15 protein-coding genes, 1 tRNA gene, 1 rRNA gene and 3 pseudogenes are annotated in these 16,026 nt (G+C 62.8%); 15 read left to right on the forward strand and 5 right to left on the reverse strand.

Going from position 1 to position 16,026, the window contains the following annotated elements; all coding sequences use genetic code 11:
* The first annotated feature begins 255 nt into the window (after positions 1-255).
* Both rrf and VZ95_RS10240 read left to right on the forward strand, forming a co-directional pair.
* Positions 256-370, forward strand: a 5S ribosomal RNA gene (gene rrf, locus VZ95_RS10235).
* Positions 371-622: 252 nt separating this feature from the next.
* A tRNA-Met gene (locus VZ95_RS10240) sits at positions 623-699 on the forward strand.
* A 51-nt stretch (positions 700-750) separates the two neighbouring features.
* Here VZ95_RS10240 and VZ95_RS25475 read toward each other — a convergent pair.
* The 3 genes from VZ95_RS25475 to VZ95_RS10250 are packed head-to-tail and all read right to left on the reverse strand — an operon-like array spanning position 751 to position 2,867.
* Entirely contained in the window at positions 751-1,023 is a 273-nt protein-coding gene (locus VZ95_RS25475; RefSeq protein ID WP_198148215.1) for a UTRA domain-containing protein, read from the reverse strand.
* A gap of 26 nt (positions 1,024-1,049) precedes the next feature.
* Positions 1,050-1,508, reverse strand: a complete 459-nt coding sequence (locus VZ95_RS25480) for a GntR family transcriptional regulator (RefSeq protein ID WP_198148216.1) — start codon at positions 1,506-1,508, stop codon at positions 1,050-1,052.
* A 9-nt stretch (positions 1,509-1,517) separates the two neighbouring features.
* On the reverse strand, positions 1,518-2,867 hold the full coding sequence (locus VZ95_RS10250; protein WP_045775753.1) for a formimidoylglutamate deiminase: 1,350 nt from the start codon (positions 2,865-2,867) through the stop codon (positions 1,518-1,520).
* Positions 2,868-2,964: 97 nt separating this feature from the next.
* Here VZ95_RS10250 and hutI point away from each other — a divergent pair, with 97 nt between their 5' ends.
* From hutI to VZ95_RS10275, 5 genes and pseudogenes are all read left to right on the forward strand, one after another.
* The gene (gene hutI / locus VZ95_RS10255; RefSeq protein WP_045775754.1) at positions 2,965-4,215 is read left to right on the forward strand and encodes an imidazolonepropionase; all 1,251 of its coding nucleotides are present in this window, start codon (positions 2,965-2,967) and stop codon (positions 4,213-4,215) included.
* A gap of 25 nt (positions 4,216-4,240) precedes the next feature.
* Positions 4,241-5,776: pseudogene (gene hutH / locus VZ95_RS10260) on the forward strand (histidine ammonia-lyase).
* Between the two features lies 1 nt (position 5,777).
* Positions 5,778-6,578 carry an N-formylglutamate deformylase gene (gene hutG / locus VZ95_RS10265; protein ID WP_045775755.1) on the forward strand — a complete coding sequence of 267 codons (801 nt, stop codon included), beginning with the start codon at positions 5,778-5,780 and terminating at the stop codon, positions 6,576-6,578.
* Between the two features lie 10 nt (positions 6,579-6,588).
* A complete protein-coding gene (gene hutU / locus VZ95_RS10270) occupies positions 6,589-8,262 on the forward strand; it encodes a urocanate hydratase (protein ID WP_045775756.1) in 1,674 nt (557 codons plus the stop codon).
* Between the two features lie 32 nt (positions 8,263-8,294).
* Positions 8,295-8,882, forward strand: coding sequence for a HutD/Ves family protein (locus tag VZ95_RS10275; protein ID WP_045775757.1), 588 nt, complete (start codon positions 8,295-8,297; stop codon positions 8,880-8,882).
* On the opposite strand, the gene VZ95_RS10280 is transcribed toward VZ95_RS10275, so the two are convergent.
* The gene (locus tag VZ95_RS10280; RefSeq protein WP_045775758.1) at positions 8,879-9,487 is read right to left on the reverse strand and encodes a pentapeptide repeat-containing protein; all 609 of its coding nucleotides are present in this window, start codon (positions 9,485-9,487) and stop codon (positions 8,879-8,881) included. The two genes, VZ95_RS10275 and VZ95_RS10280, sit on opposite strands and share 4 nt — an antisense overlap.
* Positions 9,488-9,545: 58 nt before the next feature.
* The gene (locus VZ95_RS10285; RefSeq protein WP_045775759.1) at positions 9,546-10,307 is read right to left on the reverse strand and encodes an alpha/beta fold hydrolase; all 762 of its coding nucleotides are present in this window, start codon (positions 10,305-10,307) and stop codon (positions 9,546-9,548) included.
* 265 nt (positions 10,308-10,572) lie between these two features.
* Between VZ95_RS10285 and VZ95_RS28180 the strand changes: the two genes are divergently transcribed.
* The 8 genes and pseudogenes from VZ95_RS28180 to VZ95_RS10310 form a co-directional block, all read left to right on the forward strand.
* Positions 10,573-11,232, forward strand: coding sequence for an ROK family transcriptional regulator (locus VZ95_RS28180; protein ID WP_052711664.1), 660 nt, complete (start codon positions 10,573-10,575; stop codon positions 11,230-11,232).
* A complete protein-coding gene (locus tag VZ95_RS28185) occupies positions 11,229-11,798 on the forward strand; it encodes an ROK family protein (RefSeq protein ID WP_052711665.1) in 570 nt (189 codons plus the stop codon). The genes VZ95_RS28180 and VZ95_RS28185 overlap by 4 nt, the downstream gene beginning before the upstream one ends.
* 158 nt (positions 11,799-11,956) lie before the next feature.
* A pseudogene (locus VZ95_RS10295) lies at positions 11,957-13,003 on the forward strand (substrate-binding domain-containing protein).
* Between the two features lie 75 nt (positions 13,004-13,078).
* Positions 13,079-13,771, forward strand: coding sequence for an ABC transporter permease subunit (locus VZ95_RS28190; protein ID WP_269747098.1), 693 nt, complete (start codon positions 13,079-13,081; stop codon positions 13,769-13,771).
* Positions 13,711-13,887 (forward strand): annotated as a pseudogene (locus VZ95_RS29275) (hypothetical protein); the annotation flags it as partial. The gene VZ95_RS28190 and the pseudogene VZ95_RS29275, both read left to right, overlap by 61 nt.
* Positions 13,888-13,981: 94 nt before the next feature.
* Positions 13,982-14,281, forward strand: coding sequence for an ABC transporter permease subunit (locus VZ95_RS28200; RefSeq protein WP_269747100.1), 300 nt, complete (start codon positions 13,982-13,984; stop codon positions 14,279-14,281).
* A 16-nt stretch (positions 14,282-14,297) separates the two neighbouring features.
* Positions 14,298-15,041: an ATP-binding cassette domain-containing protein gene (locus tag VZ95_RS10305; RefSeq protein WP_045775761.1), complete on the forward strand. Its 744-nt coding sequence runs from the start codon at positions 14,298-14,300 to the stop codon at positions 15,039-15,041.
* Between the two features lie 61 nt (positions 15,042-15,102).
* A partial coding sequence (locus VZ95_RS10310) for a xylose isomerase (RefSeq protein ID WP_045775760.1) occupies positions 15,103-16,026 on the forward strand: 924 nt, incomplete at its 3' end.

Consider the following 16,026-nt stretch of genomic DNA (forward strand, 5'->3'; position numbering starts at 1 on the left):
GCAGTAATGCGTGAAGCTAACCAGTACTAATACCCCGATCGGCTTGATCGCAAATCTTGCGCTTCAGGATCTAATCCAGAAGCAAAAACTCTCGCGCGCAGCGGCAAACCCCACAACTAAACTCTCGCAAGTTCATTCCAAAAACCCAAATCAACTCTGATCGCAGCGCCAAAACGCCGCAAACAGAGTGTGTAAACGCCCTCAACTAGGCCAAAGGCCGATAGGGCAAAAAAAACACGTCATGCGGTTCGACAACCTGGTGGCCATAGCAAGGAGCCCGCACCCGATCCCATCCCGAACTCGGCCGTGAAAATCCTTAGCGCCAATGGTACTTTGTCTTAAGACACGGGAGAGTAGGTCGCTGCCAGGTCCTCAAACCGCATAACAAAAAACGCCTTAAGCAGCGCAACGCGCCATAGGCAAAAAACAAAAAATCAACACACACTCACAGTCTCTCGAAAAAAACGTCCTCAAGTAGGCGCAAGCCGATAGGACAAAAAAACGTCCTCAAGTAGCGCTACGCGCGGTAGGACAAAAAAACGTCCTCAAGTAGCGCTACGCGCGGTAGGACAAAAAATAAACGCGCTCAAGTAGGCGCAAGCCGATAGCGCAAACATACAAACGCGGGGTGGAGCAGCCCGGTAGCTCGTCAGGCTCATAACCTGAAGGCCGCAGGTTCAAATCCTGCCCCCGCAACCAAATTATACCGCCAAACCCCCCGCCAAAAACGGGGGGTTTGGCGTTTTACCCCTATTTGGCCTTCGACGGCGCAAAATGGGCCACCAGCGCGTGACGATCGCCCGGATAGGTGAGGCGGACAAAGGTGAGGAAAGCGCCCGCGTTCCAGGTGCGGCGATCGACAACAAGGCACGGGCTGCGCGGCGGAATATCTAGCATGTCGGCGGTTTTCGTATCAGCGGCGACGGCGCGAACCTGATGTTCGGCGGAACTCCACGGCACGCGGCCCAGCAACCAAGGCCCCGGCGCGATGGCCTCAAACGGCTCGGCCTCGGCGTCAGGCACTGCCGTGAGATTGATGAGGCGGCTTTCTAAACAGAAGGCTTGCGCCCCGCCCGATGCCGCGCGGTAAGCGCCAGAACCGCATCGGCGGGCGTTACTTCCAGCCGTTTGCGGTCTTCGGCGATGCTCAATCGTCTCAGCCGGGTGAGGCGCTCGTAGCCATAGGTGAGCCCGAGCGCCTCGACCTCCTGTTTTATGTCCCGAATATCCAAAATCGCCGATTCGGCCCTGGGATAAGCGACGAAACTGCCCGATTTGCGCCGCCGCTCGATCAACCCGGCTTTGACCATCTGCGTCAAAACCTTATTCACCGTCATCCGCGAACAGCCGTAATGGGCGGCAAGTTCCACCTCGAACTGAAGGCGATGGCCCGGCGGCCACGCGCCCGACAGGATATTGCCCTCGATCTCGTCGTAGATTTTTTGGTGGAGCGAGGCGGGCCGGTCGGCTGAGTCCGGGCGCACATCGGGGGCGAAATTCGTATCCATCGGCGTATTTTACGCGAGCGCCAGCAGCGCCGCCATCGTTGCGTGAAACCGCCGTTCAATCGCGTCGCGCTGGCGATGCCGTCCGCCCGCCACCTGTTTGCGGCCCGCGACCCAAACGCAGTCCGGGCGGCCCTGGTTGGCGAAGATCCAGGCGTCGAGAATCGCATCGTCTGGCATCGTCGCAATCCCCGTCGCGGTCAGGCTGATGAAATCGGCGGGATGATCGGGAGCAAGGCCGACTTTCGTGCCGAGGGCGCGGCCACCGCCCAGCAGCGCATCCTCGAACAGCCGCCGCCCGGTGGACTGCCCCGCGCGCGTCATCACATTGCGCGAGCGATGCTTAAAGCGCTGGGAATATTCCAGCAGGCGCAATTCGTCGGGCAGGCCGATGAGAATATTCGAATCGGACCCGATGCCGAAAACGCCCCCGGCCTCAGTGAAGGGAACCGCGTCGAAAATCCCATCGCCCAGATTAGCCTCGGTGATTGGGCATAGGCCTGCGACCGCGCCCGACTGTGCCAAGCGCGCCGTTTCGTCCGCCGTCATATGGGTGGCATGCACGAGGCACCAGTTGGGCGTCACCGCGCAGTGATCGAACAGCCATTGCACGGGCCGCGCGCCGGACCAAGCAAGGCAATCCTCCACCTCTTTCACCTGCTCGGCGATATGGATGTGCACCGGCGCGTCGCCCGCCAGCGGGATCAGGTGCGCGAGTTCCTCCGGGGTTACGGCGCGTAGGCTGTGAGGCGCAAGGCCGACGCGGGCTGCCGGGAGATCGGCCACGGCGGCGCGGCAACCGTCGAGCAATCGGGCGAACCTATCGAGATCGTTGATAAAGCGCCGCTGCCCGTCCGCCGGGGCCGCGCTGCCGAAGCCGGAATGGGCGTAGAAGACCGGCAGCAGCGTAAGGCCAATGCCGGTTTCGGCGGCAGCGGCGGCGATGCGGGCCGCCATTTCCGCCGGGTCCGCATAGGGGCGACCGTCGGGGGCATGGTGCAGGTAGTGAAACTCGCCGACGCGCGAAAACCCGGCTTCCAGCATTTCCATGTAAAGCTGGCTTGCGATTGCCTCTACCTGATCGGGCGTGAGCGCGAGGGCGAAGCGGTACATCAGCGTCCGCCAACTCCAAAAACTATCGGGGCCGGGGCCGCGCACTTCCGCGAGGCCGGCCATGCTGCGTTGAAACGCGTGGCTGTGTAGATTGGGCATGCCGGGCAGGAGAATGGCGTGCCGTTCGTCCCCCGGCTGCGCGGGCACACCGGCGGCGAGCGCGGCGATGCGGCCCCCGTCGATTTCCAGCCGAACATCCTGCTGCCAGCCCTGGGGTGTGAGCGCGCGCTGTGCGTGAATACCCGTCATACTGGCAGCCCTCGTCATCGGTTCGGTCCAGAAAGCGCTTGCGTCGCTTTTCATTATGTCTATACATTATCGGACGAAAAGGAAAGAGGCGCGCCCGATGTCATCCCAATTTTCAGCCCCCCATCCTGGCCCCACCGAAGCCTGCGAGCGACTGTGGCGGAATGCAAGATTGGCGACGCTGAACCCGGATTTGCCGGGGCTTGGCCTCGTTGAGGCCGGGGCGATTGCGGTTGCGGGCGGGCGCATTCTCTATGCCGGGCCGGAAGCGGCGCTACCGCCCGCCTATCGGGCGGCGGATGCGGTGATCGACTGCGGCAATCGCTGGATCACCCCCGGCTTGATCGACTGTCACACCCATCTCGTCCACGCGGGCAATCGCGCCCATGAGTTTGAACTACGCCTCAATGGCGCAAGCTATGAGGAGATCGCGCGGGCGGGCGGCGGGATCGTCTCGTCGGTCAGCGCGTTTCGCGCCGCGAGCGAGGACCAGCTAACCGCCGAATCGCTGCCACGCCTGGACGCGCTGATGGCGGAAGGCGTGACGACCATCGAGATTAAATCCGGCTATGGGCTGGACCGGGAAAACGAGGGCAAGGCCCTGCGCGTGGCCCGCCGCCTGGGCCGCGAGCGCGATATTAGCGTGCGGACCACCTTTTTGGGCGCGCACGCGCTGCCGCCGGAATTCAAGAATAATCAAACGGGCTATCTCGACCGGGTAATCGCCGACATGCTCCCGGCGCTGGCGGCGGACGGCCTAGTCGATGCGGTCGATGGGTTTTGCGAAAATGTCGCTTTCTCGCCCGCCGAAATGCGGCGCGTGTTCGAGGCGGCAAAAGCCCTGGGGCTTCCGGTGAAGCTGCACGCCGATCAGCTCTCTAACCTCAACGGCGCGGCGCTGGCGGCGGAGTTTGGCGCGCTGTCCGCCGATCATCTGGAGTTTACCGACGAAGCGGGCGTGGTTGCGATGAAGCAGGCGGGCACGGTGGCGGTGATTCTGCCGGGGGCCTTTTACTTCATCCGCGAAACCCAAAAGCCGCCGCTCGATCTATTTCGCAAGCACGGCGTGCCGATGGCGCTGGCGACCGACAATAACCCCGGCACCGCGCCGCTTACGTCGTTGCTGCTGACGCTGAATATGGCCGCGACCCTGTTCCGCATGACGGTCGATGAATGTCTGGCCGGGGTAACGCGCGAGGCCGCCCGAGCCCTCGGGCTTCAGGCCGAGGTCGGGACGCTGGAAGCCGGGAAATGGGCCGATTTCGCCCTGTGGAACATCGAGCGCCCGGCGGAACTCGTCTACCGCATGGGCTTTAACCCGCTACACGCCCGCGTTTGGCGGGGGCAATAGCCCTTTCTTTTAGAGGATTTTCCCCATGAGTCTCACGCTTCATCCCGGCGCGGTGCCGCTCGCGACCTTCGAGACGCTCTATTGGACCGGGGCGGCGGCGAAGATCGATGCCTCGTTTCATCCGGGCGTCGAAAAGGCAGCGGCGCGGATTGCCGAGATTGCCGGGGGCGACGCGCCGGTCTACGGCATCAATACGGCTTCGGCAAACTCGCCAGCATCCGCATCGCCCCCCAAGACGTGACCGTGCTTCAGCGCAATTTGATCCTCTCCCACTGCTGCGGGGTGGGGGAGCCGCTGGCGAACGATATCGTGCGGCTGATTATGGCGCTAAAGCTCGTCTCGCTCGGGCGCGGGGCCTCGGGCGTGCGGCTTGGGGTGATAACGCTCATCGAAGCGATGCTGGAGCGGGGCGTGACGCCGGTTATTCCCGAAAAAGGCTCGGTCGGTGCGTCGGGGGATCTGGCCCCGCTGGCCCATATGGCGGCGGTGATGATTGGCGAAGGCGAGGCTTTTTACGGGGGTGAGCGGCTGCCGGGGGCGGAAGCGCTGGCCCGCGCCGGGCTTCACCCGATTGTGCTCGCGGCCAAAGAGGGCCTCGCCCTCATCAATGGCACTCAGGTTTCCACGGCTTTGGCGCTGGTCGGCCTGTTCCGCGCCCATCGCGCCGCGCAATCGGCGCTGATAACCGGGGCGCTGTCGACCGACGCGGCGATGGGCTCCTCCGCGCCGTTTCATCCCGATATTCACATGCTGCGCGGCCATCGCGGCCAGATCGATGCGGCGACGGCGCTGCGCGGCCTGCTCGACGGCTCGCCGATCCGCGCCAGCCACAGCCAGGGCGACGAGCGCGTGCAAGACCCCTATTGCATCCGCTGTCAGCCGCAGGTCGATGGCGCGTGTTTGGATCTGCTGCGCCAGGTGGCGCGGACGCTCGAAATCGAGGCGAATGCTGTTACCGATAATCCGCTGGTCCTGTCCGATAATTCGGTCGTCTCCGGCGGGAATTTCCATGCGGAACCGGTGGCCTTTGCCGCCGATCAAATCGCGCTGGCGGTCTGCGAGATCGGCGCGATTGCCCAGCGCCGCATTGCGCTGCTGGTCGATCCGGCGCTCTCCTACGGGCTGCCCGCCTTTCTGGCGAAAGCGCCGGGGCTCAACTCCGGGCTGATGATTGCCGAAGTCACCTCGGCGGCGCTGATGTCGGAAAATAAGCAGATGGCGCATCCGGCCTCGGTCGATTCAACGCCGACCTCCGCCAATCAGGAAGATCACGTTTCGATGGCCTGCCACGGCGCGCGGCGGCTGCTGGCGATGACCGAAAACCTGTTTGCGATTATCGGCATCGAAGCGCTGACGGCGGCCCAAGGCATCGAGTTTCGCGCGCCGCTCGTCACCAGCCCCGCCCTGCAAAAAAGTGATCGGCACGATCCGGGCGGTCGTCCCGACCCTGGAGGTCGATCGCTATATGGCCCCCGATTTGAAAGCGGCGCGCGACCTTGTGGCAAACGGGCAGCTTACCGGGGCCGTCGCGCCGGGCCTGCTGCCCAGCTTGGAGGCCTAAGATGGCGGTTGTTGAGATCGACGAGGGCGACTCGCCCCTGATTCTCGGCTTTCCCCATACGGGGACCGAGGTTCCCGCCGATATTGCCGCGCGGCTGAACGATGTGGGTCAGCAGTTGGCCGATACCGACTGGCATATTCACGAACTGTACAACGGCCTGGTACCAGGGGTGACGCGCGTGCGCGCCACCTTTCACCGCTATGTGATCGACGCCAACCGCGACCCGAGCGGCACCAGCCTCTATCCGGGGCAGAATACCACCGGGCTCATCCCCGAAACCGATTTCGACAATCAACCGCTGTGGCGGGACGGGCAGGGGCCGACGGCGGTCGATATCGCCGACCGGCTGGCGCGGTTTCACGCGCCCTATCATGCGGCGCTGGCGGCGCAAATCGCGCGCGTTAAAGCCCGGCATGGGGTGGCTATCCTCTATGATTGCCACTCGATCCGCTCCCGCATCCCGTTTCTGTTCGACGGCAAGCTGCCCGATTTCAATATCGGCACCGATAGTGGGCGCACCTGTGATGCCCGTCTGGAAGCCGCCGCCGTGGCCGTCACGTCGCAAGCCCCCGGCTATAGCACCGTACTCAACGGGCGTTTCAAAGGCGGCTGGACGACGCGCCATTACGGCACGCCCGACCGCCAGGTTCACGCGATCCAGATGGAACTCACCCAATCGAGCTATCTTGCGACCGAAACCGCGCCGTTTGCCTATGATTCTACCAAGGCCGCCAAGCTCCGCCCAATTTTGGCGGACCTCTTGCAGCGCCTCGTGCATCTCGCCCCCCGCTTGCCCCGATAAGGACCCCGCCATGACCAACCCTCGGCACAATATCCGCACCGTCCGGGCCCCGCGCGGGCGCACCCTGAACGCCAAAAGCTGGATGACCGAAGCGCCGCTGCGCATGCTGATGAATAATCTCGATCCCGAAGTGGCGGAAAACCCGAATGAGCTGGTCGTGTACGGCGGCATTGGGCGGGCGGCGCGGACCTGGGCGGATTTCGATCAGATCGTCGCGACGCTCAAAACCTTGACCGAGGAGGAGACGCTGCTGGTGCAATCCGGCAAGCCGGTCGGCGTGTTTCGCACCCATAAGCACGCCCCGCGCGTGTTGATCGCCAATTCCAACCTCGTGCCCCATTGGGCCACTTGGGATCATTTCAACGAACTCGATAAGAAGGGTCTGGCCATGTACGGCCAGATGACGGCGGGGTCGTGGATCTATATCGGCACCCAAGGCATCGTGCAGGGAACCTATGAAACCTTCGTCGAAGCCGGGCGGCAGCATTACGGCGGTAGCCTTAAAGGCAAATGGATTCTGACGGGCGGCCTCGGCGGCATGGGCGGCGCGCAGCCCTTGGCGGCGGTGATGGCCGGGGCCTGCTGCCTTGCGGTCGAGTGCAATCCCGATTCCATCGACTTCCGCCTGCGCACCCGTTACGTCGACGCCAAGGCCGAAACCCTGGATGAGGCGCTAGAGATGATCGCGCGCTGGACGAAAGCTGGCGAGGCGAAATCGGTGGGATTGCTGGGCAATACCGCCGATATTCTGCCGGAACTGGTGCGGCGAGGGGTGCGGCCCGATATCGTCACCGATCAAACGTCGGCGCACGATCCGATCAACGGCTATCTGCCGAAAGGTTGGAGCCTTGCGGAGTGGCGCGAGAAGCGCGTGAGCGATCCGAAGGCGGTGGAAAAAGCCGCGCGCGCCTCGATGCGCGAGCATGTCGAAGCCATGCTGGCCTTCTGGAACGCCGGAGTTCCGACGCTCGACTACGGCAATAATATCCGCCAAGTCGCGCAGGACGAAGGGCTGGAAAACGCCTTCGCCTTCCCCGGCTTCGTGCCCGCCTATATCCGCCCGCTGTTCTGCCGGGGCATCGGGCCGTTCCGCTGGGCCGCCCTCTCCGGCGATCCCGAGGATATTTACAAGACCGACGCCAAGGTGAAAGAACTCACTCCCGGCAATACCCATTTGCACCATTGGCTCGATATGGCCCGCGAGCGTATCGCCTTCCAAGGCCTGCCCGCGCGGATTTGCTGGGTTGGCCTCGGCGACCGCGAGCGCCTGGGGCTCGCTTTCAATGAAATGGTGCGCACGGGCGAATTGAGCGCACCGATTGTGATTGGCCGCGACCATCTCGATTCGGGCTCGGTCGCCTCGCCGAACCGCGAAACTGAGGCAATGAAGGACGGGTCCGACGCCGTGTCGGACTGGCCGCTGCTGAACGCGCTGTTGAATACCGCCTCCGGGGCAACCTGGGTGTCGCTACACCACGGCGGCGGCGTCGGCATGGGCTTTTCCCAGCATTCGGGCATGGTCATTTGCTGCGACGGCACCGATGACGCCGCCGAGCGCATCGGGCGCGTGCTGTGGAACGATCCGGCGACGGGCGTCATGCGCCACGCCGACGCGGGTTATGACATCGCGCTCGACTGCGCGCGGGAAAAGGGCCTGCGCCTGCCGGGTATCTTGGGGAATTAATCCCCTTTCAGTGTAGAAAAGGAACTGCCCCCATGAGTGTTTCCACCGTCACGCTGTTGCGCGCGCACGAGTATCGGCGCATGCCGTGGAAAAACGGTGGGGGCGAAACCACCGAAATCGCCGTGTTTCCGCCGGAAGCCGATCTTGCCGGTTTCGGCTGGCGCGTGAGCATGGCGACGGTGGCCAGCGACGGGCCATTCTCGGTGTTCGACGGGATCGACCGCACGCTGCTGATTCTCGACGGGCCGGGCATGGCGCTGACCATTGCCGAGGAACCGCCGGTGGTGCTGACGCAAACCTCTGATCCGTTAGCGTTTCCCGCCGATGCGCCAACCTCGGCGCGGCTCGTCGGCGGGCCGATCCTCGATTTGAATGTGATGACGCGGCGCGGGCAGTGGCACCATCGGGTGATCCGGCAGCGGGTTCAGGGGAGAATTGCCGTCAGCCCCGGAAACGCGTCGCATCTGCTTCTGCTCGCGCGTGGGGACCTGCGGATTGGTTATGGGGCGGGGGAATGTCAGCTTACGCCCCTTGATTGCGCCGTCATCGCCGGCGACGTTCAGATTGAAACCGATCTGCCGACCGAGATTATTCGGATCGATCTCACGAAAATCGCCTAATCGGCCCGTACGTCCAGCCCGAGGGCTTGAGCGAGGGTGACGGCTTGATCGACGGTGATGATCGCCTCTTTCAGCGCCACCTGTGCCGGATCGATCGCGCTCACATCGCTTCCGCGCAGATCGCAGCCGGTTAAATCGGCCTTGTCGAACGACGCCCCCGACAGGTCGGCGTCGCGCAGAACCGCGCCCTGGCCGCGCACCCCGGTTAGATCGGCTTCGCGCAGGCGTGTGCCGGTAATCGATGCCGAGCGCAAATCGGCCCCCGCCAAGCCGACGAAAGACCAGTCGCCGCCGTCGATCTTCAAAAGATCGAACGAGCAGCCGTCGAACCGACTGCCGACGAATTTACAGTCGATAAACTGCGTATCGAAGAATTTGCACGCGAGGAAGGTGCAGTTCACGAAGGCGGTGCTGCGGTGGATGGAGGCGTTAAAGCGTCCATTCCGAAAGATGCAGTCGGTAAACGCCGTCCCGATGCTGCGCGCTTCCATCATATCCAGATCGGTGAAAAGGGTCGCATTGAATTTCTGCCGGGAGAGTTCGGCCCCGTTCCAATCGACCGCCGCTTGCGTGGCGCTGGTTTTGGGTTTGGCGCGGTCCGTCATGGCATGTTCCCTCTCTAGTCACCGAGGGGCTTTTTAGCGTGTCGAGGCCGATTCTGCATCAATCGATGGTCAGAATGTCATCCAGATCGCTGAAGCGCGGCGGTACCGGCTGGGCCAACCACGCGGTGAGCGCTTCGGTCACGGCGTCGGGCGCTTCCAACGACGGCAGATGCCCCGCGCCGAGAATAATACGCACGATGGCCTGCGGCAGAAGCTGCGCCATGTCAGTATGGTGGCTCATCGGGTATAGTGCATCGTCCGAACCGCAGAGCAGCAACGCCGGGCCGACGAAGGCGGCGAGGGTGGCGCTTTGATCGGGCCGGTCCTTGAGGGCGAGCGACTGGCGGCGAAAAATGGCGTGGCCAAGCTGCTCGGCCATGTGAAGGATCAAATCCGCCGTGGCCTTGCCGAGGGGGCGATCTTGGGCACTATAGCCGGGCAATAGCTTCGTCTGAGCGAAGGCCGTGATGCCCATCTCGCGCGCCGCGTCGATCTCGGCCAAGCGTTGGGCCTGATGGTCGGGCGTTTCGGCGCGGTGATGGGTGGCGATCAGCGCCAGTCTTTCGATGCGATGCGGCGCTTGCCGAACCATTTCTAGGGCGACAATGCCGCCCAACCCGAGCCCGGCGACGGAGAACCGTTGCCAGGGGCTTGTTGCCAATTGGCGCGCGGCCAGGGCTTCCACACTATCGTCGTGGGTGAGATCACCGATGTGGCAGTCGGCATTAAGGCTCAGCCGCTCCCATTGGCGCGCCCAGATATCGCCGGTACAGAGCGTATCCGGCAGCAGCAACAGCGAGGGGCGGGGGCAGCCGGTCATTCTGCCGTCCATCCGCCGTCGATCAAAAGCGCGCGTTTGCCGTCGAGACGGAAGGAGGGGGGGGGCGGAAGAGTGGGGGAGGGGCATCGGATTATCCTTACGGGGCTATGGGCTCATTTTAGCGCTGAAAGGTTAATAATCTTTACTCGAAATTATAGAACGGGCGTGCATCCTTGGGGAAGGCTGGCGTGGAGGGGCTTGTGTTCCTTCCACACTTAAGCGCTATCTCAACGGGCGTTACCCCCTTTTATCAGCATGGGCCAACATGACCGGCGGTATGAAAACGGCAGATTCGGAGTGGATGCGGGCGATTAACCGCTTCCATGTGCTCGATTGTTTGCGGCGGCACGAGCCGATTGCGCGGATTGAACTCGCCCAGCGCACCGATCTGTCGCCCGCGACCGTTTCGGCCATCGTGCAGGATTTGCAGGATGAAGGGCTGGTTGTACAGGCGCAAGTTCAGGAAGATATCGGCGGGCGCGGGCGACCCCGCGTGCTGCTGCGCCTCAGGGCCGACGCGGCGGCGGTGCTGGGGGTGAATATTTCGGCGGATCGGTTGACGTTCAGCGTCGCCAATCTGAAGGCCGAGGAATTTCACGCGCTGGCGCTACCTGCCCAGCCCAAGCGCGACGGGGTGGCGGCGACGCTCGCCTTGATCGAAACGGGGTTGCGGCAGGCGAGCCGGGAAGCCGCCATCGACCTCAGCCAAATCGCGGGCGTCGGCATTGCCTTGCCGGGCATGATCGACGCCGTGAGCGGGATCTGCCATTGGAGCCCCCTGTTCGGCGACGGCCCGCTACCGCTGGCGGAAACGCTCAGCGCCGCCCTCGGCGTGCCCTGCGTGATGGATAATGAGGCGCGCCTCGTGGCCTTGGCCGAAGTCTGGTTCGGCCGCCCGAGCAGGGCGATAATTTTCTGGTCGTGACGCTCGACCAAGGGCTCGGCATGGCGATTGTCAGCGGCGGCGAGGTGATGCGCGGCGGCCTCGGCCTCGGTACCGAGTTCGGCCATACCCGCCACCGGGCCGAGGGGCCGCTGTGCCAATGCGGTAAGCGCGGCTGCCTTGAAGCCTTCACGGCCGATTATGCGATTGCGCGCGCGGCAGCCCCGTTTCTGCCGGAACAACCGGGGGCGCTGCCGAGCGATCGGCTGCCCAGTGAGCGTTTAATTGCGGCGATTGCCGGGGCGCGGGCCGGGAGTGCCGATCTGCAAACGGTTTTCGCCGAAGCCGGGGCGGCCCTGGGCCAGGAACTTGCCAATGTGTGTAATCTGCTCAACCCGACCCGAATCATCCTCGCCGGATCGGGTGTGCGCGCCGGGGATTTGCTCCTGAAGCCCCTGACGGCGGCCTTCGAAGCCGGGTTGATCGCGCCGCTCGTCGGTAAAATTCCGCTCGCCCCCTTGCCGGATGGGCTCGACCTGTGGGCGCGCGGCGCGGCGGCCTTGGTCGTGCGCGGGCTTTATTCGGCTCCCTGGCATCGACGATCTTAGAGAGCGCTTGCATTCTAGTCCTACTGCTTTTACCATTTATTTTAACATCCAAAATAAATGCTGCACTGCACGCAAAACTGGATGAGCGCCAGGGGGAATATCCTCTGGCGAGAGTGAGAAAAGGCCCCACAGAGGGCCGCGAACCGGAGGAAACAGGTATGAATATCAAGACTCTCGCCTTGGGATTGGCCGCAGGGGCCTCGTTGCTCGCACTTGCAACGGGCGCACAAGCGCAGTCGAAACTGGTTGTGGGCGTGTCCTGGTCGAATTTCCAGGAAGAGCGCTGGAAGATCGATGAAGCCGCCATCAAAAAGCAACTCGCCAGCGTTGGTGCGGAATATATCAGCGCCGATGCCCAGTCGAACCCGCAAAAGCAGCTCGCCGATGTGGAAAGCCTGATTGCGCGCGGCGCAAAGGCGCTGATCGTGCTGGCGCAAGATGCCCAGGCGATTCAGCCCGCCGTCGCCAAAGCCAAAGCCGAAAAAATCCCGGTTCTGGGCTATGACCGCCTCATCGAAGTGCCGGGCGTTTTTCTATCTCACCTTCGATAACATCGAAGTGGGCCGGATGATGGCGCGCGAAATTCAAAAGGCGAAGCGACCGGCAATTACGTCTTCATCAAAGGTTATAACGCCGATCCGAATGCCGATTTCCTGGCGATGGGCTCGAAGGAAGTGCTGAAACCCGCCATCGACAAGGGCGATATTAAAATTGTTGGCGAACAGTATACCGACCGTTGGCTGCCGGAAAACGCTCAGAAGAATATGGAGCAGATTCTAACGGCCAATAACAATAAGGTTGACGCCGTGGTTGCCGCCAATGACGGCACGGCAGGCGGCGCGGTTGCGGCGATGACGGCGCAAGGCCTGTCCGGGGTGCCGATCTCCGGTCAGGATGCCGATCAAGCCGCGCTCAATCGCATCGCGCGCGGCCTGCAAACCGTGACGATCTGGAAAGACGCGCGCACCCTTGGGCAGAAGGCTGCCGAAGTGGCCGCCGAACTCGCCAAGGGCACGGCGATGGATAAGATCCCCGGCGCCTTCAAATGGGCCGATGGTCCCAATAAGGTCTCGCTGGATACCATCCTGCTGAAGCCGGTTCCCGTGACCCGCGATAATCTCGATGCCGTGATTAGCGCCGGGTGGAGCACGAAGGAACAGGTCTGTCGCGGTGCGACCGCCAATCCGCCGGCTGCGTGCAAGTAAGAAACGAATAGGTGTCGGGGAGCCTTCGGGTTCCCCGATTCCCAAGAAGAAAACGTTCGGCAGAGAGCGCCTCGCATGACGCAATTTTCTATCCGTCGCCTCGCGGCGGCAACGGGGCTTGATACGCGCCTACTGGCGATGGCCGGAGCTTTGGTCGTGATCGCCTTGGTCTTCAATAGTTTCACGCAAGGCGCGTTTCTCTCGCCGCGCAATTTATGGAATTTGGCCGTCCAAACCTCGATGGTCGGCATTCTCACCACCGGCATGGTGCTGGTGATCGTGACGCGGAATATCGATCTGTCGGTTGGCTCGGTCCTGGGCGCGATTGGCATGTTTGCCGCCGTGGTTCAGGTGCAGATCCTGCCGCCGGAAGTTTGGTGGAATACGCCGGTGACGATCCTCTGCGCGGTGGCGGTAGGGATTGCGATTGGCGCGTTCCAGGGCTTTTGGATCGCTTATCGCACGGTGCCGTCCTTCATCGTCACCTTGGCGGGCCTGCTGATTTTTCGCGGCGTCGCCTGGATGATGACCGAAGGCCGCACGGTTGCGCCAATGGAAGAAGATTTCCAGCTTCTCGGCGGCGGCTTGCGCGGCAGCTCGGCGCGTTTTGGAGTTGGGTTCTCGGCGGGCTTGCGATTGCGCTCGTGCTGTTCCGTATCATCGCGGCGCGGCGGCGGCGGCGCAGTTATGGGTTTGCCGAAAAGCCGCTGTGGGGTGATTTACTCACCGGCGGCCTCTGGATTGGCGCGATTCTCGCCTTCGTGGTGACGATGAACGCCTATAACCGGCCCGGAACGCAGATTCCGCAGGGGATTCCCATCCCGGTTCTGCTGCTGATCGGCACCGTGCTGATTATGGAAACGATTGCCCGCACCACCCGCTTCGGCCGCTATGTGTTTGCCTTCGGTGGCAATCCCGAGGCCGCGCGCCTCGCCGGGATCGACGTGCGCAAAACTGGTTCTGACGATCTTCATCATCATGGGCATTCTCGCGGCGGTGGCGGGGATTTTGGCGACTGCGCGCCTCAATGCCGGGGTGAATTCCACCGGCACTTTGGCGGAACTGTCGGTAATCGCGGCGGTCGTGATTGGCGGCACCAGCCTTGCCGGCGGGGCGGGGTCGATTGCCGGGGCGATTTTGGGCGCGGTTATTATGCAGAGCCTGGAAAACGGCATGGTGCTGCTCGGCCTGCCCAGCGCCTTGCAGCAGGTCGTGATCGGGTCGGTGCTGATCCTGGCCGTTTGGGCCGATGTCGTTTATCGCCGCCGTGTGGCCTGAGTTGGGAGCCGATTCGATGCGAACCCCTCTGATTGAAATGCGCAATATCCACAAGCAGTTCGGCGGCGTCGTCGCACTCGATGACGTCTCGGTCACGCTGCATCGGGGCGAAGTCGTCGGCCTGCTTGGGCATAATGGCGCGGGCAAATCGACGCTGATTAAAATTCTCTCCGGGGCTTATGAGGCCGACGGCGGCGAAATTCTCATCGACGGTAAGCCGGTGACGATCCGCTCGCCGCGCGATGCGCGCGCCAATGGCATCGAGACGATTTATCAAACCCTGGCGCTGGCCGATAATCTCGATGCGGTGGCGAATGTCTTTTTGGGCCGCGAAATCGTCACCCCCCTCGGGCGGTTGAACGATGCGGCGATGGAACACGCGACCAGCGACGTGCTGTCGAAGCTGAAAGTCGTCGATCTCAAATCGGTGCGCGCGCCGGTCAGCAGCCTCTCGGGCGGGCAACGCCAATCGATTGCGATTGCCCGCGCGATCCATTTTCAGGCGCAAATCCTGATTATGGACGAGCCCTGCGCCGCGCTCGGCCCGCAGGAAACGGCAATGGTGGCGAATGTGATCCAGGAGTTGAAGCGCCAGGGCCTGGGGATTTTCCTCATCAGCCATGATTTGCACGATGTCTTCGAGTTGGCCGACCGGCTCACCGTCATGAAAGGCGGGCGCGTGGTGGGCGACTGCCATACCGCCGATGTGACGCAAGACGATGTGCTCGCCATGATTATCACGGGCCGTCCGCCCGCGTAATCCGCTCTTTATCCGACCTTATGACCCAAATCCGCCCGGCTTCGGGCTGAGGAGACTTGCTATGTCCTATTTCGCCGATCTTCCCACCGCCCAGTTTGAAGGGCCGGACAGCCGCAACCCGCTGGCCTACCGCTATTATCAGCCCGACCGACTGGTGCTGGGTAAGCCGATGGTGGAGCATTTGCGCCCCTCGGTCTGCTACTGGCATAGCTTCTGTTGGCCGGGCAGCGATGTTTTCGGCGGTGGCACCTTCAACCGTCCGTGGCACGGGCTGCCCGACACGCTGGAGAGCGCTAGGCTTAAGGCCGACGAAGCCTTCACCTTCTTCCAAAAGACCGGCATTCCCTATTTCGCCTTTCACGATGTCGATGCCGTCTCGCTCGGCACGTCGCTGCGCGAAGGCTGGTCGAACCTCGATGCGATTGCTGATTATTTCGCCGAGAAAATGAGCCAGACCGGCATAAAGCTGCTGTGGGGTACGGCGAACCTTTTCTCCCACCCGCGCTATCAGGCGGGCGGGGCGACCAATCCCGACCCGAACGTTTTCGCCTATGCCGCCGGCCAAGTCCGCGCGATGCTGGACGTAACGCACCGGCTCGGCGGCGGGAATTACGTGCTCTGGGGCGGCCGCGAAGGCTATGACACGCTGCTGAATACCGATATGCGCCAGGAACTCGACCAATTGGGCCGGTTCCTGAATTTGGTGGTGGAGCACAAGCATAAGATCGGCTTCAAGGGCACCATCCTGATCGAGCCGAAACCCTGCGAGCCGACCAAACATCAATATGATTTCGATAGCGCAACGGTTCATGCCTTCCTAGCGAACTATGGTTTGCTGGGCGAAGTGAAGCTGAATATCGAGGTCAATCACGCCACCCTTGCGGGCCATAGTTTCGAGCATGAAATCGCCTACGCCCTGGGTCACAATCTGCTCGGCAGCGTCGATCTCAATCGCGGCGACCCGCAAAACGGCTGGGATACCGAC

The organism is Elstera litoralis, assembly GCF_000963705.1.
In the GTDB taxonomy this organism is placed as follows: domain Bacteria; phylum Pseudomonadota; class Alphaproteobacteria; order Elsterales; family Elsteraceae; genus Elstera; species Elstera litoralis.

Coding starts and splice junctions, on each gene's coding strand:
- VZ95_RS25480 (WP_198148216.1), bottom strand. CDS start 1,508: ATGGATACGAATTTCGCCCCCGATGTGCGCCCGGACTCAGCCGACCGG.
- VZ95_RS10250 (WP_045775753.1), bottom strand. CDS start 2,867: ATGACGGGTATTCACGCACAGCGCGCGCTCACACCCCAGGGCTGGCAG.
- hutI (WP_045775754.1), top strand. CDS start 2,965: ATGTCATCCCAATTTTCAGCCCCCCATCCTGGCCCCACCGAAGCCTGC.
- hutG (WP_045775755.1), top strand. CDS start 5,778: ATGGCGGTTGTTGAGATCGACGAGGGCGACTCGCCCCTGATTCTCGGC.
- hutU (WP_045775756.1), top strand. CDS start 6,589: ATGACCAACCCTCGGCACAATATCCGCACCGTCCGGGCCCCGCGCGGG.
- VZ95_RS10275 (WP_045775757.1), top strand. CDS start 8,295: ATGAGTGTTTCCACCGTCACGCTGTTGCGCGCGCACGAGTATCGGCGC.
- VZ95_RS10280 (WP_045775758.1), bottom strand. CDS start 9,487: ATGACGGACCGCGCCAAACCCAAAACCAGCGCCACGCAAGCGGCGGTC.
- VZ95_RS10285 (WP_045775759.1), bottom strand. CDS start 10,307: ATGACCGGCTGCCCCCGCCCCTCGCTGTTGCTGCTGCCGGATACGCTC.
- VZ95_RS28180 (WP_052711664.1), top strand. CDS start 10,573: ATGACCGGCGGTATGAAAACGGCAGATTCGGAGTGGATGCGGGCGATT.
- VZ95_RS28190 (WP_269747098.1), top strand. CDS start 13,079: ATGACGCAATTTTCTATCCGTCGCCTCGCGGCGGCAACGGGGCTTGAT.
- VZ95_RS28200 (WP_269747100.1), top strand. CDS start 13,982: ATGGGCATTCTCGCGGCGGTGGCGGGGATTTTGGCGACTGCGCGCCTC.
- VZ95_RS10305 (WP_045775761.1), top strand. CDS start 14,298: ATGCGAACCCCTCTGATTGAAATGCGCAATATCCACAAGCAGTTCGGC.